20 protein-coding genes are annotated in these 21,003 nt (G+C 58.5%); 15 read left to right on the forward strand and 5 right to left on the reverse strand.

The genetic code is table 11. The annotated features are described in order from the left end of the window. Positions 1 to 83: 83 nt before the first annotated feature. The 4 genes from OGM81_11875 to OGM81_11890 all read left to right on the forward strand — a co-directional run bounded on the left by OGM81_11875 (position 84) and on the right by OGM81_11890 (position 3,986). Positions 84 to 1,142 (forward strand): galactose ABC transporter substrate-binding protein, encoded by a 1,059-nt coding sequence (locus OGM81_11875; GenBank protein UYJ43020.1) that lies wholly within the window; start codon positions 84 to 86, stop codon positions 1,140 to 1,142. Positions 1,143 to 1,250: 108 nt separating this feature from the next. After that, positions 1,251 to 2,759, forward strand: a complete 1,509-nt coding sequence (locus tag OGM81_11880) for a sugar ABC transporter ATP-binding protein (protein UYJ43021.1) — start codon at positions 1,251 to 1,253, stop codon at positions 2,757 to 2,759. Between the two features lie 15 nt (positions 2,760 to 2,774). Beyond that, the gene (locus OGM81_11885; protein ID UYJ43022.1) at positions 2,775 to 3,758 is read left to right on the forward strand and encodes a beta-methylgalactoside transporter; all 984 of its coding nucleotides are present in this window, start codon (positions 2,775 to 2,777) and stop codon (positions 3,756 to 3,758) included. A gap of 6 nt (positions 3,759 to 3,764) precedes the next feature. Beyond that, positions 3,765 to 3,986 carry a hypothetical protein gene (locus tag OGM81_11890; GenBank protein ID UYJ43023.1) on the forward strand — a complete coding sequence of 74 codons (222 nt, stop codon included), beginning with the start codon at positions 3,765 to 3,767 and terminating at the stop codon, positions 3,984 to 3,986. A gap of 114 nt (positions 3,987 to 4,100) precedes the next feature. Here the strand turns inward: OGM81_11890 and OGM81_11895 are convergent, their stop codons facing one another. The 4 genes from OGM81_11895 to OGM81_11910 are packed head-to-tail and all read right to left on the reverse strand — an operon-like array spanning position 4,101 to position 6,616. Then, positions 4,101 to 4,679 carry a flavin reductase family protein gene (locus OGM81_11895; protein ID UYJ43024.1) on the reverse strand — a complete coding sequence of 193 codons (579 nt, stop codon included), beginning with the start codon at positions 4,677 to 4,679 and terminating at the stop codon, positions 4,101 to 4,103. Then, positions 4,676 to 5,662 (reverse strand): glycosyltransferase family 2 protein, encoded by a 987-nt coding sequence (locus tag OGM81_11900; GenBank protein ID UYJ43025.1) that lies wholly within the window; start codon positions 5,660 to 5,662, stop codon positions 4,676 to 4,678. The genes OGM81_11895 and OGM81_11900 overlap by 4 nt, the downstream gene beginning before the upstream one ends. Before the next feature lie 14 nt (positions 5,663 to 5,676). Beyond that, entirely contained in the window at positions 5,677 to 5,916 is a 240-nt protein-coding gene (locus tag OGM81_11905; protein ID UYJ43026.1) for a hypothetical protein, read from the reverse strand. Positions 5,917 to 5,926: 10 nt separating this feature from the next. Then, positions 5,927 to 6,616, reverse strand: coding sequence for a Crp/Fnr family transcriptional regulator (locus tag OGM81_11910; protein UYJ43027.1), 690 nt, complete (start codon positions 6,614 to 6,616; stop codon positions 5,927 to 5,929). A gap of 125 nt (positions 6,617 to 6,741) precedes the next feature. On the opposite strand from OGM81_11910, the gene OGM81_11915 reads away from it, so the two are divergent. Genes OGM81_11915 through OGM81_11925 form a run of 3 tightly spaced genes read left to right on the forward strand, consistent with a single transcriptional unit; the run spans position 6,742 to position 9,102 of the window. Next, the gene (locus OGM81_11915; GenBank protein UYJ43028.1) at positions 6,742 to 7,791 is read left to right on the forward strand and encodes an ABC transporter substrate-binding protein; all 1,050 of its coding nucleotides are present in this window, start codon (positions 6,742 to 6,744) and stop codon (positions 7,789 to 7,791) included. After that, the gene (locus OGM81_11920) at positions 7,781 to 8,542 is read left to right on the forward strand and encodes an ABC transporter permease subunit (GenBank protein UYJ43029.1); all 762 of its coding nucleotides are present in this window, start codon (positions 7,781 to 7,783) and stop codon (positions 8,540 to 8,542) included. The genes OGM81_11915 and OGM81_11920 overlap by 11 nt, the downstream gene beginning before the upstream one ends. Next, complete coding sequence (locus OGM81_11925) at positions 8,539 to 9,102, forward strand: ATP-binding cassette domain-containing protein (GenBank protein UYJ43030.1); 564 nt, start codon at positions 8,539 to 8,541, stop codon at positions 9,100 to 9,102. The genes OGM81_11920 and OGM81_11925 overlap by 4 nt, the downstream gene beginning before the upstream one ends. 55 nt (positions 9,103 to 9,157) lie before the next feature. On the opposite strand, the gene hemW is transcribed toward OGM81_11925, so the two are convergent. Further along, the gene (gene hemW / locus OGM81_11930; GenBank protein ID UYJ43031.1) at positions 9,158 to 10,231 is read right to left on the reverse strand and encodes a radical SAM family heme chaperone HemW; all 1,074 of its coding nucleotides are present in this window, start codon (positions 10,229 to 10,231) and stop codon (positions 9,158 to 9,160) included. Between the two features lie 93 nt (positions 10,232 to 10,324). Between hemW and OGM81_11935 the strand changes: the two genes are divergently transcribed. From OGM81_11935 to OGM81_11970, 8 genes are all read left to right on the forward strand, one after another. Then, a complete protein-coding gene (locus OGM81_11935) occupies positions 10,325 to 11,044 on the forward strand; it encodes a Bax inhibitor-1/YccA family protein (GenBank protein ID UYJ43032.1) in 720 nt (239 codons plus the stop codon). A 355-nt stretch (positions 11,045 to 11,399) separates the two neighbouring features. After that, the gene (pheS, locus tag OGM81_11940) at positions 11,400 to 12,422 is read left to right on the forward strand and encodes a phenylalanine--tRNA ligase subunit alpha (protein ID UYJ43033.1); all 1,023 of its coding nucleotides are present in this window, start codon (positions 11,400 to 11,402) and stop codon (positions 12,420 to 12,422) included. Between the two features lie 19 nt (positions 12,423 to 12,441). Next, complete coding sequence (pheT, locus tag OGM81_11945; GenBank protein UYJ43034.1) at positions 12,442 to 14,865, forward strand: phenylalanine--tRNA ligase subunit beta; 2,424 nt, start codon at positions 12,442 to 12,444, stop codon at positions 14,863 to 14,865. Positions 14,866 to 14,979: 114 nt separating this feature from the next. Beyond that, the gene (locus OGM81_11950; protein UYJ43035.1) at positions 14,980 to 15,639 is read left to right on the forward strand and encodes a response regulator transcription factor; all 660 of its coding nucleotides are present in this window, start codon (positions 14,980 to 14,982) and stop codon (positions 15,637 to 15,639) included. Positions 15,640 to 15,915: 276 nt separating this feature from the next. Beyond that, on the forward strand, positions 15,916 to 17,232 hold the full coding sequence (locus OGM81_11955) for a hypothetical protein (GenBank protein ID UYJ43036.1): 1,317 nt from the start codon (positions 15,916 to 15,918) through the stop codon (positions 17,230 to 17,232). Positions 17,233 to 17,262: 30 nt separating this feature from the next. Beyond that, on the forward strand, positions 17,263 to 18,738 hold the full coding sequence (locus OGM81_11960) for a HAMP domain-containing histidine kinase (protein ID UYJ43037.1): 1,476 nt from the start codon (positions 17,263 to 17,265) through the stop codon (positions 18,736 to 18,738). Next, positions 18,735 to 19,526, forward strand: coding sequence for a hypothetical protein (locus tag OGM81_11965; protein UYJ43038.1), 792 nt, complete (start codon positions 18,735 to 18,737; stop codon positions 19,524 to 19,526). The genes OGM81_11960 and OGM81_11965 overlap by 4 nt, the downstream gene beginning before the upstream one ends. Then, positions 19,523 to 20,941, forward strand: a complete 1,419-nt coding sequence (locus tag OGM81_11970; GenBank protein UYJ43039.1) for a hypothetical protein — start codon at positions 19,523 to 19,525, stop codon at positions 20,939 to 20,941. The genes OGM81_11965 and OGM81_11970 overlap by 4 nt, the downstream gene beginning before the upstream one ends. Positions 20,942 to 21,003: the final 62 nt, after the last annotated feature.

Consider the following 21,003-nt stretch of genomic DNA (forward strand, 5'->3'; position numbering starts at 1 on the left):
GTAACATAATAACTGTCAACAGGGTCTGCCTCCTCTACAGGCAACCCACAAAAATCCACTGCAAAAAGAAGGAGAAAACAATTATGAAAAAGTTACTCGCACTCGCTGTTGCAGGCACTATGGCCGTTTCTCTGGCCGCTTGCGGTTCTTCCGCGTCCAGCGCTCCCGCTTCTTCCGAAGCTACCTCTGAGGCTGCTACCTCCGCTGCCGAGAGCGCAGCTGAGAGCGTTACCGAGACCACTCAGGGCGGCAAGGTTGGCGTCTGCATCTACAAGTTCGATGATGCTTTCATGACCACCTACCGTAATGCTCTGCAGGAAATCCTCGAGGGCAAGGGCTACGAGGTCACCATCGTTGACGGCAACAACGACCAGGCTAAGCAGAACGAGCAGATCAACACCTTCATCACGCAGGGTGTCGATGCACTGATCATCAACCCCGTTATGACTTCTGCTGCTGACCAGATCATCTCCACCGTTAAGGATGCCGATGTTCCCACCGTCCTGATCAACCGTGAGCCCACCGCCGATCAGATGTCCGCTTACGACAAGCTGGTCTACGTTGGCTGCGACGCCGCTCAGTCCGGCACCTTCCAGGGCGAGCTGATCCTCGACACCGAGAACAAGGGCGACATCAACGGCGACGGCAAGGTTTCCTACATCATGATCCAGGGTGACCCCGAGAACATCGACGCCCAGCTGCGTACTGAGTACTCCGTCAAGGCTCTGACCGATGCCGGTGTCGAAGTTGAACAGCTCGACCTGCAGCGCGGTGACTGGGACCGTAACAAGGGCCAGGAAATCTGCCAGAACGACCTCGCTAAGTACGGCGACCAGATCGAGGTTGTCTTCTGCAACAACGACGACATGGCTATCGGCGCTCTGCAGGCTATTCAGGCTGCCGGCCGTACCGTCAACAAGGACATCTACCTCGTTGGTGTCGACGCTCTGGACGCTGCCAAGAACGAAGTTGCTAACGGCAACATGACCGGCACTGTTCTGAACGATGCTAAGGGCCAGGCTACCCAGGCTGTTGAGTGCATGGAAGAGTTGCTGGGCGGCAAGACCTACGCTGCTGGTGAGCAGAGTGTCTACGTTGACTACGTCAAGGTCACTCCTGACAACGTTAAGGACTTCCAGTAATCAGCTTACTTAAAACCGAAATCCGGGGTGCGTGTGCACAGGCGCACGCACTCCTTTTTTATCAGAAAATGGTTACAAAAGATTTAAAGGTTAAAGGGGGCCAGCGAATTGTCAGAGTACCGCTTGGAGATGTGTGATGTCGTCAAGACGTTCCCCGGCGTCAAGGCACTGAATCACGCACAGCTGAAATTGAAACCCGGCACCGTCCATGCACTGATGGGCGAGAACGGCGCGGGCAAGTCCACCTTGATGAAGTGTATGTTCGGTATCTACCACATGGACGAAGGCAAGGTTATTTATGAGGGGCAGGAGGTTCAGATCAAGGGACCTCTGGATGCACTGAATCGCGGCATTGCGATGGTGCACCAGGAATTGCAGCCCATCCCGGAGCGTTCCATCGGCGAGAATATCTACGTCGGGCGCTACCCAACCAAGAAATACGGACCCGTCACCGTCATCGACCACGACAAGATGTATGAGGATGCGGCCAAGGTCCTGAAGGAAGTCCATCTGAATTATGATCCGCACGCAAAGCTCGGAACCTTGAGTGTTTCCCAGATGCAGCTGGTTGAGATCGCCAAGGCGGTCTCCGCAGACTGCAAGGTACTGATCCTCGACGAGCCGACCTCCTCGCTGACGGCGGCCGAGGTCGAGGCGTTGTTCACCATCGTGGACGAGCTGCGCGCCAAGGGCGTTTCCATCGTCTACATCAGCCACAAGATGGACGAAATTCTTCGCATCAGCGATGAAGTCACCATCATGCGTGACGGCCAGTACATCGGTACTTGGGAGGCCAAGGAACTGACCACCGATATGATCATCACCAAGATGGTCGGACGTGAGCTGTCGAACCTCTACCCGCCGCGCTCGAATACGCCCGGTGAGGTCGTGTTTGAGGTCAAGGACTTCACGTCCATCAACCCCAAGAGCTTCCGTCACGTCAACTTCAACGTCCGCAAGGGCGAGATCCTCGGCGTTGCGGGTCTGGTCGGTGCCCAGCGCACCGAGCTGATGGAGGGTCTGTTCGGTCTGCGCTGCCACACGTCGGGCACCATCACCTATAAGGGCAAGGAACTGACCATCAACCAGCCGCAGGACGCCATCAAAAACGGTATCGCCATGCTGACAGAGGACCGCCGCGCCACCGGTATTCTGGGTGTGCTTTCCATTGCGGATAACGTCTCCATTGCATCGCTGAACAAGTATCTGATCGGCGGCATCATGCTGGACGACAACAAAATCGAAAAGCTCGTGCAAGATAATGTCGCCAAGCTGTCTATCAAGACGCCGTCCTCCAAAACGCAGATTCAATCGCTGTCCGGCGGTAACCAGCAGAAGGTGCTGATTGCCCGCTGGCTGGCCAACGACCCCGATGTTTTCATCATGGACGAGCCGACCCGCGGCATCGACGTCGGTGCAAAGTATGAAATTTACTGCATCATCGCCGAGATGGCCAAACAGGGCAAGAGCATCATCATGATCTCCTCGGAAATGAGCGAGCTGATCGGCATGTCTGACCGCATCATGGTCATGTGCGATGGCCGCTGCACCGGCTTTATCGATGGTGATAAGGCAAATCAGGAGAACATCATGACGCTGGCTACCCAGTTTGAATAAGGAGGAGATCCGAAAATGGAGAAAAAATTCGATGTAAAAAAGTTCCTTTCCAATAACGCCATCATCATCCTGATCGCTCTGCTGGCGTTGTTTGTAGGTTCTACTACCCAGAACTTCTTTACCGTTACCAACGGCAAAAACCTGCTGCTGAACGTTGCCCCGCGTTTCATCATCGCCTGCGGCGTTTCCGGCTGCTTGATCACCAAGGGCACGGACCTGTCCGCAGGCCGCCAGGTCGGCCTGGCCGCCTGCTTCTCCGCCATGCTGCTGCAGAGTGTTGACTACTCTGCCCGCATGCTGCCCTGGCTGCCCGATATTCCGTGGCCCGTGGCCCTGCTAATCGTCATAGCGATCATGGCCTGCTTTGGTGCCATCAACGGCTGCATTATCGCATTCCTGAAGGTTCCTCCTTTCATCGCTACGCTGGGCATGCAGACCATCGTTTACGGCCTGTGCTCCGTCATCACCAACAACCAGCCCATGGGCGGTTACAAGCAGAGCTACCTGACGGTTGCCAGCGGCACGCTGGGCCCCATCCCGTTCCTGGCCATCTTTGCACTGATCGTCGGCATCTTCTTCTGGTTCCTGTACAATAAGACCCGTCACGGCAAGTACATGTACGCCATCGGCGGCAACGAGAATGCTGCCCAGGTCGCCGGTGTTAACGTCACTGCTTCTCTGATCCGTATCTACATCCTGGCATCCTGCATGTATGCTCTCGGTGGTTTCCTCGTCGGCGCAAAGGCCGGCGGCGCTTCCACCAACACCGGCAACGGCTATGAGCTGGAAGCTATCGCAGCCTGCACCATCGGCGGCGTTTCCACCAACGGCGGCGTCGGCAAGGTCTCCGGCGTTCTGGTCGGTGTTTTGGTCTTTGAAGTCCTGAAGATCTGCCTGCAGTTCCTGGGCGTCGACCCCGCTTACACCTACATTGCACAGGGCCTTGTCATCGTCATCGCCGTTGCCCTTGACCTGCGCAAGTACCTGGCCAAGAAGTAATCCGCTATGGCAGACGAAATCAAAAACGAGACCCCGCAGACTGCCCCTGAAGGGACTGAACAGAAATCGGATCGTCCCGACCGCAGCCAGCTGAACGCCTTTGAGAATTTCTATGAGAACTTCTCCAAAGTTCCGCTGAAATACATTGATGCGTTCATCGTCGTATGCGCTATCGCTCTTGTCGCAGTAGTCGGCATCGGCATACTGAAAAGCAAGGGCATCCTTTAACCGGGAACACCCCCGAAGTTTCACCGCTTCGGGGGTGTTTCTTTTTGCCTATAATAAAAGCGGCAGGGAAGTGCACATCACTTTGCGCTCCCTGCCGCTTTATTTACAGCAAAATTACTTTTTAATCGGCTTTTTCTTTTTGCGCACGCTGTAGCCAAAGCTGCCCAGCTTGCGGCCCAGTGCCAGATAGTCCCCATGGGAGTAGACGATCAGCTTTGCCTTGTTCAGGCAGAGTTTTCCGTTTTCGTCCAGCAGCTTTTCGTCCACATCCACGGCTACGCACTCAGCCAAAAACAGATCGTGGCTGCCCAGCGGGATGACCTGCGTCACCTTGCACTCCAAATTGACCGGGCTTTCTTCCAGCAGCACCGTGCCCAACTTGGCGGCGGGGGCAGCGGTCAGATGCATGGCGGCAAACTTGTCCACATCGCGGCCGCTTTTCACGCCGCACCAATCGATAGCCTTTACCAGGCTCTCGGTGGGCAGGTTTACCACGAACTCGCCGCTTTCCTTGATAAGCTTATGGCTGTATCGCTCTGGCCGCACGCTGATGGACAGCATCGGCGGCTGGGTGCAGATGGTACCGCACCAGCCTACGGTGATAAGATTCGGCTTTTCCGGGCTGCCGCAGCTCACCAGCACCGGCGGCTCCGGGTTCAGCAGGGTAGAACCTTTCCAGACCTGACGGCTCATGCGTTGTCCTCCTTGGTTTCGCCAAAGTTCGGCGTCGTCTCGCTGATAATATAGCGCGGGCGATGCTTGGTCTCCATGTAGATTTTGCCGATGTACTCGCCAATCACGCCCAGGCAGATCAGCTGCACGCCGGACACAAAGCAGATAATGCTGGTCATGCTGGCCCAGCCGGAGACCGTCAGCCCCAGGATGGCCTCCACCATGGCCCAGATCACACCAATAAAGCTGATAAGTGCCACGATCACTCCGAACCCGGTAATAAAGCGGATGGGTTTGATGGACAGGCTGGTGATACCGTCAAAGGCCAGCGACAGCATCTTGGACAGGGGATAGTGGCTCTCACCTGCAATGCGCTCGTGGCGCTCGTAGGCTACGCTGGTCGACTTAAAGCCAACCAGCGGCACCATGCCGCGCAGGAAGAGGTTTACCTCTTTGAACTTGGCAAACTCCTGCAGTACACGGGCGCTCATCAGGCGGTAGTCAGCGTGGTTGTACACCACCTCAGCCCCCATGGCGTTCAGCAGTTTATAAAAACTTTCGGCGGTAAAACGCTTAAAGAAAGTATCGGTATCGCGCTTGCTGCGCACACCGTACACCACATCGCAGCCGTCCCGATAAGCATCCACCATGCCGTCCATGGCGTTGATGTCGTCCTGGCCGTCGCAATCGATGGAAATCGTGATGTCGCAGCGGTCTTTTGCCTCCATCAGGCCCGCCAGCACAGCGTTCTGGTGCCCACGGTTGCGGCTCTGACAGATACCGACATAGTGTTCATCACTGGCCGCCAGCTCGTTGATGATCTCCCAGGTGCGATCCCTAGAGCCATCATTCACAAACAGCACCCGGCTGTCGGGGCTGATCTTCCCAGCCGCCGCCAGGTCGTTGATTTTCTGCAAAAACAGTGGTGCCGTAATCGGCAGCACCTCCTGCTCATTATAGCAGGGGATGACGATGTAAAGGATCGGGTCTTTGCGGTCATTCATAGTTGAATCCTCACTTAATCAAAAAAGTCAGCACGCATTTCATCGTAGCTGGGATAGCCGTAGGCGATATAATTCTCGTTTTCAAACTCCACAGTGCCTTTATCCAGGGTGTGTTCCCCCAGAATATCCTGCAGTTCGTGGCGCTCCAGAAACACAAACACCGGGCCTTCCGGGTGGGTATCCATATGGTCGGTCTCCTGCAGCCACTGGTACACATTATTCCAGCGGGCTTGCACTGCAGTTTTAAATGGCATGGTAAGCTCCTTACATTTCATTTGCCAACCTTTCCGGGTCAAGCAGTTTGAAGGTACTGCGGAACAGTTCGATCAGGCCGTCTTCCTGCATGCGGCTCAGTTCGCGGCTTAAAGCGCTGCGGTCACAGTTCAGGTAGGCGGCCAGTTCCGCGCGGGTCATTGTGATAGTAAAGGTGTCGCTGCCGGTCTGGTCGCGCTGTTCCAGCAGCCACAGGCAGATGCGCCCGCGCAGGCTCTTGCAGCACAGTAATTCCAGGCGGCAGTCCAGCGAAAAATATTTCCCGCTGATCGTCTCCAGCCAGTTCTGCAGCAGCTTCCAGTGGGCAGCGCTCAACTCTCCGCTTGGCCGCAGCATACCATCGTAGGGCAGGTACAGCACCAGGCAGGGAACAGCCGCCGTCACGTTGACCGGGCTTTTGCTGCGGCCGCCTGCCAGCACATCGGCAAACACGCCGCCCGGCCCCATGCGGGCCATCGTGATGGGCGTACCGTCAGGCATCGGCTTGGTGGCTGTGATCTCGCCTTCCAAAATGATGCCCACGTCTTTTGTCTCGTATCCGGCCATCAGCAGCAGTTCGCCTTTATCGTACCGGCGCACCCGCGGGGCCAGGCTTTCCGTCAGCAGGGTCAGCTCCGCATCCGTCATGCCGCGCAGCAGACGGGTCTTGCGCAATGTATCAAAATAAGGGGTGTACTCCATGCAGGGGTCCTCTCTCAAGAATGTTGCACAGGCAACAGACATTTTCTATTTATTATAGTATAGTGGGGCAGCAAAAGCAAGAGATGTTTCTATCAGCATCCCAAAAAGAGAGGAACAGAAAAATCATGAAACTGAAACGTATTCTTTCTGCTGTTGCCGCCTTTGCGCTCTGCGCATCTCTGGCCGGCTGCGGCGCATCCGCATCTTCTGTGGCTGAATCCACCGCCGAGTCCGCTTCTACCGAAGCCGTCTCCACCGTGGAGGAGGAAGCCAGCCCCGAAACCTCTGCCGAGACCACTGCCCTGCGCGTGGCTGGCCTGAAAGGCCCCACCACCATGGGCCTGGTCAACATGCTGACAGCTGACGATGCCGCCGACCTGGTCGACTTCAACATGTACGGTGCTGCCGACGAGGTCGTGCCCCTGCTGGTCAAGGGTGACATCGACGCCGCCGCTGTGCCCGCTAACCTAGCTGCTACCCTGTACCAGAAGACCAACGGTGCCGTTGAGGTTGCCTGCGTCAACACGCTGGGCGTGCTGTACATCGTCGAAAATGGCGAGACCATAAACAGCGTCGCTGATCTCAAGGGCCAGACCCTCGTCACCACCGGCAAGGGCACCACGCCGGAGTATGTCCTGCGCTATGTCCTGTCCGAGAACGGCATCGACCCCGACAACGATGTCACCATCGAGTACTGCAGCGAAGCCACCGAGGCTCTGAGCAAGGTCCAGGCTGGCGAGGCCACCATCGCCATGCTGCCCCAGCCTTTCGTGACCAGCGCTCTGTCCCAGGTCGAGGGCCTGCGCGTTGCCCTGGATATGAACGAGGAATGGCAGAAGGTCGCCGGTTCCAAGCTGGTCACCGGCGTTCTGGTCGTCCGCAAGGACGCCGTTGAGGCCGATGCCGACCGCTTCACCGCTTTCATGGACGCTTACCAGGCCAGCGTGGACACCGCCAACACCGATCTGGAAGGCACTGCCGCCCTGTGCGAGGAGTACGGCATCGTTGCCAAGGCTGCCCTGGCCCAGAAGGCCCTGCCCCAGTGCAATATCGTGTTCGAGACCGGCGACCAGATGAAAACCGACCTGACCACCTACTATCAGGTCCTGTTCGACGCTGACCCCACCAGTGTGGGTGGCAGCATGCCGGCTGACGACTTCTACTATGCCGGTTAAATTCTGGCAGCGAGCCGCCGCCCTGGCCGCATGGATCGTGGTCTGGCAGTTGGCGGCTGTCTCTCTGGGGCACGGCGGGCTATTTCTCGCCACACCGATGCAAACACTGCAGGCGCTGGCTCAGCTGGCGCCTACAGCTGGTTTCTGGCAGCGCATCGTGTTCAGTGCTCTGCGCATATTGGCCGGGTTCCTGCTGGCGGTCGTCGGTGGGCTGGTGCTGGGTGCGTTGGGTGCTCGCTGGCGCTGGGTGCGCATTTTTATTGAGCCTGCCATGCAGCTTATCCGCGCCATGCCAGTAGCCAGCTTTGTCATCCTGGCTTTGCTGTGGGTGCGCAGTGCTAACCTTTCGGTGGTAGTCAGCTTTACCCATGTGCTGCCGGTGGTCTACGCCGGGGTGCAGGGCGGCATTGCTGATACGGACTCTCAACTGTTGGAGATGGCCCATGTCTACCGCCTGCCGCTCATCACTAGGCTGCGGTATATCTGGCTGCCCGGCATTTTCCCGTCGTTTTGTGAAAGCTGCATTGCCGCCATGGGTATGTGCTGGAAAAGCGGCGTCTCGGCCGAGGTCATCGGCCTGCCGGACCATTCGGTCGGCGACGCGCTCTACCGCGCCAAAATCACCCTGTCCACGCCCGATGTGTTCGCCTGGACGCTGGTCATCGTGCTGCTTTCGGCGCTGCTGTCCACCGTGGCCGCCCGGCTGTTGCGGGCCGTAAAAGCCCGTCTTTGCGGGGAGGTGCAGGCATGAGCATCGTTATCGAAAACCTCTGCAAAAGCTTCGGCACCCACGCCGTGCTGCAAAATTTCAATTGGACGGTAGACCGCCCCATGGTACTGATGGGCGCTTCCGGCTGTGGAAAAACCACGATGCTGCGCATCCTGTCAGGGCTGGAGACCGCCGACAGCGGCACCGTCACCGGCGTGGTGACCCCTGCCGTCGTCTTTCAGGAGGACCGTCTTTGCCCTCAGCTGACTGCCGTAGACAACCTTGTGCTGACAGGCCACGGTCTGACCGCCGCCCAGGCCCGCAGCGACTTGCAATCCCTTGGCTTTACCGAGGCTGACCTGCGCCTGCCTGCCGTGCGGCTTTCCGGCGGACAAAAGCGCCGCGCCGCCCTGCTGCGCGCCTTGCTGTGCCAGGATGCACAAACGCTGCTGATGGACGAACCCTTCACCGGCATGGATGCCGACCTGGTGCGCGATGCCGCCGCCGTTACCCGCCGCCTGGCAGGGGAGCGGCCCACGATTTTGGTCACCCATGATCGCACCGCAGCCGAGCTGCTCGGCTGGCCTATCCGCGAAATTTAAACGCATACAAATACCGCCCCTGCCCTCAAAAAAGGCAGAGGCGGCATTTTATATTTCACATCAATTCGGTCAAAATAGAGTTCTGTACCACCATACCGGCGGGAGTAAGGCGAAGCGTTTTCTCGTCAAACTCGGCGTAGCCGTGGGCCACGCACTGGCGGATAAACTGTTTCTGCGCCGAGGTAAAGCTGCCGCCCCAGCGGCCATATTCGGCTAAGCTTAATCCTCTGCGCAGGCGAAGCTGCATCAGCAAAAAATCCTCGGCCGTGCAATCGTCCTCCATCGCTTCGGCGGCGGTGCCCTCAATAAACGCCTGCACATCGTCCGGCCAGTATTTCCGTACACGGCCCACACAACTGTGGGCCGCAGGGCCGTAGCCCTGGTAGTCGCAGCAATCCCAGTACAGCAGGTTGTGCCGTCCCTCATGGCCGGGGCGGCAGAAGTTACTGATCTCATACTGCTGGTACCCGGCCTTTTCCAGCTGGGCCACCGCATATAAATAAAAGTCCGCCGCCGCGTCGCCGTCCGGCAGGCCCGCGGGCGGGTTGCGGTAAAACGCCGTGCCCGGCTCTACCTTTAATAGGTAAGCCGAAATATGCGTACAGCCGCCGTCCCGCAACAAGGCAAGCGTAGCATCAAACTCGGCGTTGCTGTACTCCGGCAATGCCAGCATAATGTCGCCGCAGATTTCCTCAAAACCCGCCGCCCGCGCCCAGGCCAGTGCCTGTGCGGCCCTTTCGGCGGTGTGGGTGCGCCCCAGCCGCCGCAACTGGGCGTTGCTGGCGCTCTGCACGCCAAAGCTGATGCGCGTCACCCCTGCCGCGCGGAAGCCTGCCAAGCTTTCCTGCATCACCACATCGGGGTTGGCCTCCAGCGTTATCTCCGCCCCCGGCAAAGGATTCGCCGCCGTAATCAGGCTTTCTACCTGGGCAGGCGAAAGCAGGGCAGGCGTCCCGCCGCCAAAGTAGAGCGTATCCGGGCGGCGGTCGTTCTTTGCAAGCTCTCGCAGCAGCGCACTCACATAGGCCTGCGGCACTCCCCGCGCACCGGGAGCCGAGTAGAAATCACAATACCGGCATTTGGCCCGGCAGTAGGGAATATGCAGATAAATTCCGTACAAATCAGACATTTTTCACCTTTTATCCATGGTTCTTAATAGTTTTGTGATGAATTGACATCCTAATAACAGTATAATACTTCATACAGAAAGGGGATTTCAACCATGTATCAGAATTACAATGATATTTCTTATGCTGAAAGTCCGTTTGGAACCTTAAATCAATATATGACCAAGACCTTCGGCTGGATGTTTGCCGGTCTGCTGGTCACCTTCGCCGTGGCCATCGGTGCTATTTCCACCGGTTTGGTCTATGCTTTCATCAACAGCGGCGTCTTCTTCATCACCTGCATTGCAGAGCTGATTTTGGTCGGTGTACTGTCCGCCCGTGTCACCAGCCTGCAGCCAGGCACCGCTACTGGCATCTTCTTTGCCTATGCGGCGCTCAACGGCCTGAACCTCTGCTCCATCTTCCTGATCTATGATCTGGGCAGCTTGGTGCTGGCCTTCCTGGTGGGCGCTGTCTACTTCGGCGTTATGGCCGTGTACGGTGCTACCACCAACCGCAGCCTGGTCGGCTGGGGCCCCAAATTGATGGGCGGTTTGATTGCCATTATCATCTGCTCCCTGGTTGGCAGCCTGTTCAGCCTGTTTGGCTTCAGCTTTGGCATTGGTGATCTGCTGCTCTGCGCCGTTGGTCTGTTCCTGTTCATGGGTCTGACCGCCTATGATACCCAGATGCTCAAGCATCACTACGCCTATTTCGGCGGTGATGCAGCCATGCTGCACAAGGCTTCCATTATCGGTGCACTGAACCTCTACCTCGACTTCATCAACATCTTCCTGTACGTGGTGCGTCTGCTTGGCCGCCGCCGCGACAGCTAAACCGCCCTTGACAAATCCTGCCGAAACCGCTATACTAAATCCGTATTCGTTAAAACACATTGACGGAGAAAGTACGCGCGGTTCGTTTCGGACCAGAGAGAGCGGTCACCGGCTGCAAGCCGCCCCCAAGCCCCCGCGCCGAAGTTCACTCCTGAGTGGTGCGCGTGAACGGCATACCCGCTTAGTAGTACGCAACGGCTCTGCACCGTTACCGGCAGTTAAAGAGTGCCGCGCCTTTTTTGCGCGGAACACGGGTGGTACCGCGGAGTTTTGATGTGCAAGGCTTCGTCCCTGACAAGCACAGGGACGAGGCCTTTTTGTTTTGTCCCGCAAGACCCATAAACAGAGGTGTACTATGGAAGAGAAAATCAAAGAGCTGCGCGCGGCGATTGAAGAAGCTGCCGCCGCTGTCACCGATCAGGCACAGCTGTCGGACTTCTGGCAGAAATTCCTGAGCAAAAACGGCGCTGTTGCCGGGCTGACCAAGTCCCTGCGCGATGTGCCCAAAGAGGATCGCCCTGCCGTTGGCAAGACCATCAACGAGTTCAAGCAGTGGGCCGAGGGCCAGTATCAGGCCCTGTCCGTCCAGGTGGAGCAGGCTGCCCTGGCTGCCCGCAACGCCGCCGAAACCGTGGACATCACCATGCCCCCGAAGGTTCGCCTGAACGGCAGCCTGCATCCCATCACTCTCGTCAAGAACGAGATCGTTGACGTTTTCGCCGGCATGGGCTTTGAGATCTACGAAGGTCCCGAGATCGAGGATGACGACCACAACTTCACCCGCCTGAATGTACCCAAGAATCACCCCGCCCGCGATATGCAGGACACCTTCTATGTGGCCGATGACATCGTGCTGCGCACCCAGACCAGCGGCGGCCAGATCCGCGTGATGGATATGGAAAAGCCCCCCATCAAAGTGCTGGTCCCAGGCCGCGTCTTCCGCTCTGACTCCGATGCCACCCACTCCCCGATGTTCCATCAGATGGAGGGTCTGGTCGTGGACAAAGGCATCACCCTGTGCGACCTGCAGGGCATGCTGGACAAGTTCGTCCAGGCTTTGTTCGGCGCTGACGTCAAGACCCGTCTGCGCCCGTCCTACTTCCCGTTCACCGAGCCCAGCGTCGAGGTCGACGTTTCCTGCTTCGAGTGCGGCGGCAAGGGCTGCCCGCTGTGCAAGCACACCGGCTGGATCGAGGTCCTGGGTGCCGGTGTTGTGCACCACAGCGTGCTGGAGAACTGCGGCATTGACCCCAACGTCTATTCCGGCTTTGCCTTTGGCATCGGCATCGAGCGTATCGCCATGCTCAAATACGGCATCAACAACATCGGCCTGATGTTTGAAAACGATCTGCGCTTCTTGAAGCAGTTCGAGGATTGATGGGGGAGGAGTACAGATTATGAAAGTACCGTTCAGCTGGTTAAAACAGTATGTTGATATTGACGTCACCGCACAGGAGTTGGAAGATAAGCTCTTTGGCTGCGGCTTTGAGGTCGAAGAACTCATTGATCTCGGCGGCGAGATCAGCAAAGTCGTTGTCGGCGTTGTCACCGAGTGCGTTCCTCAGGAGGGCACCCACCTGCATATCTGCAAAGTAGACTGCGGCGAGTACGGCCACGACATCCAGATCTCCACCGGCGCTTCTAACGTTTACGAGGGCATGCACACCCCCGCCGCTCTGGACGGCTCCACGCTGCCCGGCGGCATCAAGATCAAGGCCAAGCCCCTGATGGGTGTTGAGTCCAACGGCATGCTCTGCAGCGGTGAGGAACTGGGCCTGAACGACGACCTGTATCCCGGCGCTGAGGTCTACGGCCTGCTCGACCTGCCCAAGGATACCGTTCCCGGCACCCCCATTCAGGAAGTTGTCGGCCTGGATGATTACATTTTTGACATCTCCGTCACCGCCAACCGTGCCGATTGCCAGAGCGTCCTCGGCATCGCCCGCGAAGTTGCCGCCGTGCTGGGCAAGCCCCTCAAGATGCCCGCCATCGACTATACCGTCTCCGACACCACCGACGACCGTCTGTCCATCACCGTCGAGGCCCCGGACCTCTGCCCGCGCTACATCGGCCACTATGTCCGCAACATCACCCCCGGCCCCTCTCCGCGCTGGATGAAGCGCCAGCTGGCCCTGTGCGGCCTGCGCAGCATCTCCAACGTCGTTGACATCACCAACTACGTCATGCTGGAGATCGGCCAGCCGATGCACGCCTTCGATATGGACACGCTGGAAAGCTGCCAGATCATCGTCCGCCGCGCCAAGGATGGTGAGGAGATCACCACCCTGGACGAGAAGAACTTCAAGCTGACCCCCAATAACCTGGTCATCTGCGATGGTTCCAAGCCCGTTGCCCTGGCCGGCGTTATGGGCGGCCTGAACAGCGAGATCAAAGACAGCACCACCCAGCTGCTCTTCGAGAGCGCCAAGTTCGCCCGCGACAACATCCGCAAGACCGCCCGCGGCCTGGGCCAGAACACCGATGCCTCCAGCCATTATGAAAAGGGTATTTCTGAGTACACCACCGAGCTGGGCATGGCCCGCGCCCTGCACCTCATTCAGGAATTGGGCTGCGGCGAAGTCACCGCTGCACACTTCGATTGCTCCGCCGGTGCCCCGCGTGAGGGTAAGCACTTCACCGCCACCATCAGCGGCATCAACGCCATCCTGGGCATCACCGTGCCCACCGATGCCATCCTCGACATCCTGCACCGTCTGCAGTTCGAGGTCACCCTCGAAGCCGACGGCAACACCATGCAGGTCGTCGCGCCCCGCTGGCGTGAGGACATCGAGGTCGGCGAGCCTGACCTGGCCGAGGAAGTCATCCGCGAGTACGGCTATGACCACATCGTACCTACTTTCCTGAAGGCTGCCCAGGTCACCACCGGCGGCTTGACCGCTGAGCAGAAGGCCCGCGCCAAGGCCAAGCGCACCATGTGCGCCCAGGGCTTCTACGAGGCCGAGACCCTCGCGTTCTACGCCGATGCCGACCTGGATATGCTGCATATCGCTGCCGACGCCCCGGAGCGCAAGGTTATCCGCATCCTGAACCCCATTTCCTCTCATCTGACCATCATGCGCCCGCTGCTGGCTCCGTCCCTGCTGAACGTTGTCGTTGACAACCTGCGCAAGGGCAACGGCGAGGGCCGCCTGTTCGAGATGTCCAACATCTACATCCCGAAGCAGCTGCCTGTCACCGAACTGCCGGAAGAGCGCCTGCACCTGGGCTTCGCCGCCTGGGGCAGTGACGAGGATTTCTTTACCGTCAAGGGCGCTGTCGCCGCTTTGGGCGATGCTTTCGGCGTGGAGCTGACCGTGGAGCGTGCCGCCGATGTTGCCTGGCTGCACCCCGGCATTGCCGCTTACATCCTGTGCAAGGGCGAGCGCGTCGGCGTCTTCGGCAAGCTGGCCAATGATGTCACCGCTGAGCTGAAGCTGCCCAAGGACAGCCGCTCCAACCTGAACATCTACCTGGGCGAGATCGATTGGGTCGCTTTCCACGCTCTGGTCCCCACCAGCCTGCACTACACCCCGATCCCGGAGTTTGCCCCGGTCCAACGCGATCTGGCCCTGGTTGCTCCCGAAAGCATGGAGTGCGGCACCCTCATCACCGAGATGCAGCGCGCCTGCAAGCAGCTGACCAGGGTGGAGCTGTTCGACATCTACCGCGGCGAAAAGCTGGGCGCTGACAAGAAGAGTATGGCTTTCAGCCTGTACTTCCAGCCCGGCGAGAAGCCCTTCGCTGCCGATGAGGTCGATCGCTTCGTCAAGAAGATCCTCGGCAACCTGAAGTTCAAGCTTGGCATCGAGATCCGCGAGTAATTTTATAATTTCTAAGCCGCTGTGCGCTTTTTGCTGCACGACGGCTTTTTCTTTGCAAAAGTTTTCAAATCGGACACATTCTGCAGTACAATAGAGGCAAAGGAGGTTTTTGCCATGCATCCGATTTTAGTTGTAGACGACGAACAGGCTATCGCCATGCTGATACGCCGCATCCTGACCGACGCAGGCTACCGCTGCGAGGCCGTGACCGACAGCATCAAAGCCGCCGATCTGCTGGAGAAAAAACAGTACGACCTGGTGCTGCTTGATATTATGATGCCCCAAATCGACGGCTACGACCTGCTGAACTATATCCGCCCCACCGGCACACCCTGCATCTTCATCACGGCCAAGGCGGCGGTAGAGGACCGCGTGCGCGGCCTGCACAGCGGGGCCGATGATTATATCGTCAAGCCCTTTGCCCCGGCCGAATTAGTAGCCCGGGTAGAAAGCGTTCTGCGCCGCGCGGGCCGCAGCATGGTAGTCTACCACCTGTGGGATCTGACCGTAGACACCGCTGCCTGCCGCATCCAGCGCGGGGACGAGGAGATACGCCTGACGCCCAAAGAGTACGAACTACTGCTGCTTTTCCTGCGTAACCGCGGTCGCGCACTCTACCGGGACTATCTGTACGAAACCGTCTGGGGCGAGGATGACATTGCCGACAGCACCCGCACGCTGGATACCCATGTCACCCGGCTGCGCCGCAAACTGCATCTGGGCGACCGCCTGCGTACCGTGCGCAATGTGGGTTATATGCTGGAAAAAGAGTAAAGGCAACACCGCACAATTCCCGCCTAACGGCTTAAGCACCGCTCCGGCGGCTGCGGCACGGCATCTGCGTTGCCAAAATGCTCGATAATACACAAAGTATTATCTGCGCTTTTGGCTTAGCAGCTGCCGCACCTCGCTCGCCGTATCGGCACTTAGAATTATGCGGTATTGCCTAAAATCGTCGCAAAAGTTTGCATCCCGGACGCCTGCCGGAAACAAAACCGTGACATTGCCGCCGTACACTAAGGCCAGAACATAACAAAGGAGATGCTTTCTATGAAATACCGCACAGCTTTTGCCATGGCTCTGGCCGCCATGATACTCACCGCCTGCGCTGCTGAACCTGCCGCAGGCATCACGCCATCGGCGGAATCCGCCGCGCTCGCTGTCACCACGCAGGAGCCTCCCGCCGCAGCAGTTGCCAGCGGTAAGCCGCTGTACATCCTCAACAGTGGCGGCACAGCCCCACAGTTTACTATAACGGACACCGCCGCCTATCTGCCTATGAAATTCGGCGCCACACTGCTGGCTACCAAAATTGATTTTGCCACCGCACAGCAGCAGGTGCTTTGCAGCGTAGACGGCTGCTCCCACGCTGATGCAGGCTGCCCGGCCTTTATGGCCGCTGACGATGATGCTTTGTCGCAGTACTACACCGGCGGGTTAGTTGCCGCAGGGGACAGGCTCTACTGGTTTATCAATGGTGGGGCCTCGCCCGTCAATGTCCGGGTCGATGTCAGCGCACTGGACGGCAGTAATCGTCACACGATTGTTGAGAACAGCAGTATATTCCAGCTGGATTGCACGATGTCCATGTGCTTTACCGATGGTGATGCTTTGTATCTTGCCACCGCCGCCAGCAGCCTTGTCCGGCTGGATGATACCGGCCTGACCTCGGTTTTCCCGCTGAACGATGGGCATCCCACGCCAGAAAACCCGCTTTATACGCAGGACAACACGCCCCGCTGCACCATCCTTGGCTGCTGGCAGGATATGGCCGTCTTTGCCTGCACACCGTCCCTCAGCGGCAGCGGCACAGGCCTGATAGGCGTGCATGCCGACGGCTCCGTTACGGATTTGGGCAGCTACAGCATCGACTTTGGCAGCCCTACCGATTGGATTTCCACCCTGCATGACGGCAAGCTTTATTACGTTCCCGGCAGCGGCGACCAGGCCGAAACCATCGAGGTCACCGACCTTGCCGCCCAAACTACCGAGACGCTCCCGCTGCCTGCTGGCGGTGGCTGGAACAATTATTGCATCGCCTACGGCGATGGCACCATTGGCCTGATCAGCAACGAAATCAACTATGCCTGGACCCCCGGCAGCGATACCGCCATAGAATTGGCCCCCACCTGGTGCAAGGACACTGCTGTTGCCCGCTCTCTGGTCATCTATGCCGAGAATGGCACGATAGCACTGATCAAAGTCAGCGACCGCGCCATTTCTACGCCGCAGCTTACCCCGGAGGGTCTCCCGTACCAGCGCCAGCAAACCATCTGCGAACTAGCGCTGATCCCACTGCAAGACTTATTTTCCGGCGGCCAAAACTGGACGCCCGTCGCCATGCTGGACGGGGCACTTTTTGATTGAGCCCACAGGCCACTACATGAGGATTTTTCTATGAAATTTGCCACCAAACTCTCCCTTGGCTGCATCACGCTACTTTCCTGTGCGCTCTGCGCGGCGGGGTTGATCTTGACCGGCAAAAGCTTTTCCGGCAGTTTAGAGACCACCCGCGTCGCCATGCAGGCTCAGCAGGCCAAAGAAAAATACACACTCGAGCGCTGCATTTTTACCGCTGCCGAAACCAACACCTTGTTCTCGACCAACACTATGGTCGAGAACTACACCCTGGCCACCGCCGCCCAGCAGTATGCCGAGCAAACGGCCGATGCCAACAGCGGCCTTGCTCTATGGGTCAACGGTGCATATACGCTGTATTCCAACCTGCCCACGGCATTGCCGCGTGCTGTGCAAATGCAGGCCGTTTCCAATGGAGCTGACCACTGGCAGCTGGCTCACTGCGCGGGGCACTGGTATCTGCTGTTGTCCCAGCCGTTGGATATTCCCGGCGTGCAGGCAGACATACTCTGCTCCTACGATGTCACCAGCGTGTTTGCCACGCGCAACGCCCAGCTGCGGGCCTGGCTGGCGGCTTCAACCGCTTTGCTGGCGCTGGGCGGCGCGGCGGCAGTTCTCTTCAGCCGCCTCGTCACCCGGCCGCTGACCACCCTGCAATCTGCCAGTGAGAAGATTGCTGCCGGCCAGTATACCGAGCGCACCCAGGTGCAGACCAACGATGAGATCGGTGTACTGAGCCGCAGTTTTGACGCTATGGCTGCTGCGGTAGAGACTAAAATTGGCGAGATGGACGAAACGCTGCAAAGCCAGAAAGACTTCATTGCAGCCTTTACTCATGAGGTCAAGACCCCCATGACTGCCATGCTTGGTTATGCCGACCTGATGCGTGCCGCGCCTGACGACGCAGACTTGCAGCGGGAATCTGCCAACTACATCTACCACGAGACCCGCCGGTTGGAGGAGCTCAGCCGCCGTCTGCTGGCCCTGATGGGCTTAGACGCCGCTGACCGCCTGACGCCGGAACCTGTCAGCGACCGCAGCCTGCTGAATCAAGTAGTGCGCAGCCTGCCCCAGGGCAGCACACCTGTGCCGCGCATCATCGCCTGCGATTGCGCCGTGCAGGTGGACCGCGCCCTCTGGGTGGATATGCTGCGCAATCTGACCATCAACGCCCAGCGTGCCTGCAAGGGCATTGCGGGGGCGGCCATCACACTGCGCTGCCAGCAGCAGGGGAGCACCGTCGTTTTCACAGTGGCCGATACCGGCTGCGGCATCCCTGCCGCCGACCTGCCCCGCGTGACCGAAGCCTTTTATATGGTGGACAAGTCCCGCAGCCGTGCCGATGGTGGCAGCGGCATCGGGCTGGCGCTGTGCGCCCGAATCGCCCAGGCCCACGGCACCCAATTACAAATCGACAGTACCGAGGGTGTGGGTACGACCGTGACCGTATCCGTACCTATCCTTGGCCCTGATGATTTGCCTGCCGCCGATGCAGACGGAAAGGAGCAACCATGAAAAAATATCGCCTTCCACTGGCCTGTGCGCTGGTGGTCCTCCTCAGCCTGGCGCTGCCTTTCGCTGTTTTTTCGCTGTGGGACAAAGCACTTCTCTCCGCCCCGCACAGCCAGACGGCCGCCGAGGGCCTGTCCGCCGAAGCCCGCGCCAATTCCACTGCCTGCACGCTGTACGCCTGCAGCCATGTACTGAACGTCCCGCTGGGCTACAACAGCGGCAGCGAAAACCCCTGGGCGCAGACCGCCATCGATGACGCCACGCTGGACCGTGCTCGCAGTGCCCTGCGCGCCCTTCACGATGCCGGGCTGCTGACCGACGTCCAACTTGCCAAAGCCCTGGCCGTCTGCACCCAAAACGACAAAGCCACCAACTGGAACGCCGCCACCGCCCCCGGCGGCCTGACACAGGTAAGCTGCAATGTCATAGAAAATTTTGATGATGAATCGCCTGATTCTTACAGCAGCTTTGCATTGAACCTGATTCTGACAAGCGCTGACACCCCGGTCTATTTCAACTACCAGGACGGCCAGGATACCACCCACCTTATCGCGGACGCCACCTACCTGCAAAAGTACAGCACCCTTTTGGGACTGGATTCCTTTGCCGATTGGCAGTACCCGGATTGGAGAGCCGCCGTGCGGGATTTCGGCGTCGCCGCCTACAGCGAGACCGCACAGCTCTACCTCACCGCCAACTGCCGCTATGGCATCACCCTCTCCGCCGCCAGCATGACCCCGCAGGACTATGCTGATCTTGACGCCCTCTACGCTAAAGGAGACACCCCATGAAAAAGCTACTCCCCCTCGCCGCCGCACTGACCTTTACGTTAACCGCCTGTACCGCCCCTACATCTGATACTCTACCAGCCGCGCCGGAAGAATCTACCACCATCCAAGACGTCGGCAGTGGGGAAGTGCGCATGCTAAGCGCCGCGGACGGCGGGATCTACTATCAGACTTTTGCCGACAGTGAGGTCAACCACGAGGTCGACATTGGCCGCAATCTTGTCTATGCGGTCGAGGAAACCACTGGTCTGGCCCGCCCGGCCTGCAATGTACCCGGCTGCACCCACGACAGTGATGCCTGCCCAGCCTACATCCAAGGCTCGGCCACTTGTTATGCCGATGGCAGCGAGGTCTATCTCTACATCTGCCTATATAAAGAAGTGGAAAATACAACCGTTTTCCGCTTAGAGAAAATCAACGCGGACCATACCCAACGTACCTGCCTTGCAGATGATTTACCGTTTGGATGGGTACAGCCTATCGGCATGGCGGCGGATGACACGCACCTTTATTTCTTAACCACTGACAACTACAGCAACGCCACCATGTCCGCCATGCTGCTGGCCGTTTCTAAAGCAACCGGCGATATGCAGACGCTTTACCAGCTGGACGGTCTTGAAAACGGGCGCGGCAGCACGGGGCAAGTTACTTTCGTCAATCTGGTCGGCGCCAGCGGCTGCCAGCTGTATTTTACCCATTCCGAAAGGAACCCCGATCCTAATAACTATTATAATTCCGCCGTACAGGTCTGGTGTTATGACCTTACCGCCAACCAGTGCACCGCCGCCCAACGGTACGAGGTCGATGATGGCACCATCGTCACCCCGCCGCAGGAAGTCCACGATGATTACGGCAACACCTACACAAACAGCGGTGTCATCAGCCACAGCCGCCTCTATTACACCCTGACCGGCTACTACGGGTCTTTCAGCAGCGGCATTGCCGAATGCGACAACGAACACGGCACCGCCGCCGTGCGGGATGCAGCCACCGGGCAGCGCACCGTGCTTGCCGAAAACCTGCCCACTACCACCGCCGAGTACGAGGCAAACTACAGCATCGCTCGTTATCACGATGGCTGGCTGCTGACGGTGGACGAGTGGGGCCGCGGTTCTGACGGCATGGGCACCGGCGATGGCACCAGCGCACAATATTTCTGCGATGGCAGCGGCCAGATGACCCTCATCCCGCAAAAGCGTTATGCCGAGGGCAAGGGTGTACAGAACATCCAGATTTTGGACATCCAGAACGGCCAGGTGCTGGTCATCTACGATGAACAGATTGACACCCGACAGGGCATTGACAAATCCGGCACAGCCTACACCTACACGCCAGTCTGGCGCCTGTACGGCGTCATGCCGTTGGAAGACCTGCTTGCCGGCAGCATCGATTTCACTCCCCTGCAGTTCATTTCCTGAGCATTGACAGCATTGACGCAGACAACTCAACAAAATCCGCCGTCTTTTGCTTGCATATTTTC

The organism is Oscillospiraceae bacterium (assembly GCA_025758045.1).
GTDB lineage: Bacteria > Bacillota > Clostridia > Oscillospirales > Ruminococcaceae > Gemmiger.

What these genes read in the sequence shown, in the direction of transcription:
- OGM81_11960 (UYJ43037.1), top strand. Translation starts at nt 17,263, where the DNA reads ATGAAATTTGCCACCAAACTCTCCCTTGGCTGCATCACGCTACTTTCC.
- OGM81_11905 (UYJ43026.1), bottom strand. Translation starts at nt 5,916, where the DNA reads ATGCCATTTAAAACTGCAGTGCAAGCCCGCTGGAATAATGTGTACCAG.
- OGM81_11895 (UYJ43024.1), bottom strand. Translation starts at nt 4,679, where the DNA reads ATGAGCCGTCAGGTCTGGAAAGGTTCTACCCTGCTGAACCCGGAGCCG.
- OGM81_11920 (UYJ43029.1), top strand. Translation starts at nt 7,781, where the DNA reads ATGCCGGTTAAATTCTGGCAGCGAGCCGCCGCCCTGGCCGCATGGATC.
- OGM81_11950 (UYJ43035.1), top strand. Translation starts at nt 14,980, where the DNA reads ATGCATCCGATTTTAGTTGTAGACGACGAACAGGCTATCGCCATGCTG.
- hemW (UYJ43031.1), bottom strand. Translation starts at nt 10,231, where the DNA reads ATGTCTGATTTGTACGGAATTTATCTGCATATTCCCTACTGCCGGGCC.
- OGM81_11935 (UYJ43032.1), top strand. Translation starts at nt 10,325, where the DNA reads ATGTATCAGAATTACAATGATATTTCTTATGCTGAAAGTCCGTTTGGA.
- OGM81_11875 (UYJ43020.1), top strand. Translation starts at nt 84, where the DNA reads ATGAAAAAGTTACTCGCACTCGCTGTTGCAGGCACTATGGCCGTTTCT.
- OGM81_11915 (UYJ43028.1), top strand. Translation starts at nt 6,742, where the DNA reads ATGAAACTGAAACGTATTCTTTCTGCTGTTGCCGCCTTTGCGCTCTGC.
- OGM81_11910 (UYJ43027.1), bottom strand. Translation starts at nt 6,616, where the DNA reads ATGGAGTACACCCCTTATTTTGATACATTGCGCAAGACCCGTCTGCTG.
- OGM81_11925 (UYJ43030.1), top strand. Translation starts at nt 8,539, where the DNA reads ATGAGCATCGTTATCGAAAACCTCTGCAAAAGCTTCGGCACCCACGCC.
- pheT (UYJ43034.1), top strand. Translation starts at nt 12,442, where the DNA reads ATGAAAGTACCGTTCAGCTGGTTAAAACAGTATGTTGATATTGACGTC.
- OGM81_11970 (UYJ43039.1), top strand. Translation starts at nt 19,523, where the DNA reads ATGAAAAAGCTACTCCCCCTCGCCGCCGCACTGACCTTTACGTTAACC.
- pheS (UYJ43033.1), top strand. Translation starts at nt 11,400, where the DNA reads ATGGAAGAGAAAATCAAAGAGCTGCGCGCGGCGATTGAAGAAGCTGCC.
- OGM81_11900 (UYJ43025.1), bottom strand. Translation starts at nt 5,662, where the DNA reads ATGAATGACCGCAAAGACCCGATCCTTTACATCGTCATCCCCTGCTAT.
- OGM81_11965 (UYJ43038.1), top strand. Translation starts at nt 18,735, where the DNA reads ATGAAAAAATATCGCCTTCCACTGGCCTGTGCGCTGGTGGTCCTCCTC.
- OGM81_11955 (UYJ43036.1), top strand. Translation starts at nt 15,916, where the DNA reads ATGAAATACCGCACAGCTTTTGCCATGGCTCTGGCCGCCATGATACTC.
- OGM81_11885 (UYJ43022.1), top strand. Translation starts at nt 2,775, where the DNA reads ATGGAGAAAAAATTCGATGTAAAAAAGTTCCTTTCCAATAACGCCATC.
- OGM81_11890 (UYJ43023.1), top strand. Translation starts at nt 3,765, where the DNA reads ATGGCAGACGAAATCAAAAACGAGACCCCGCAGACTGCCCCTGAAGGG.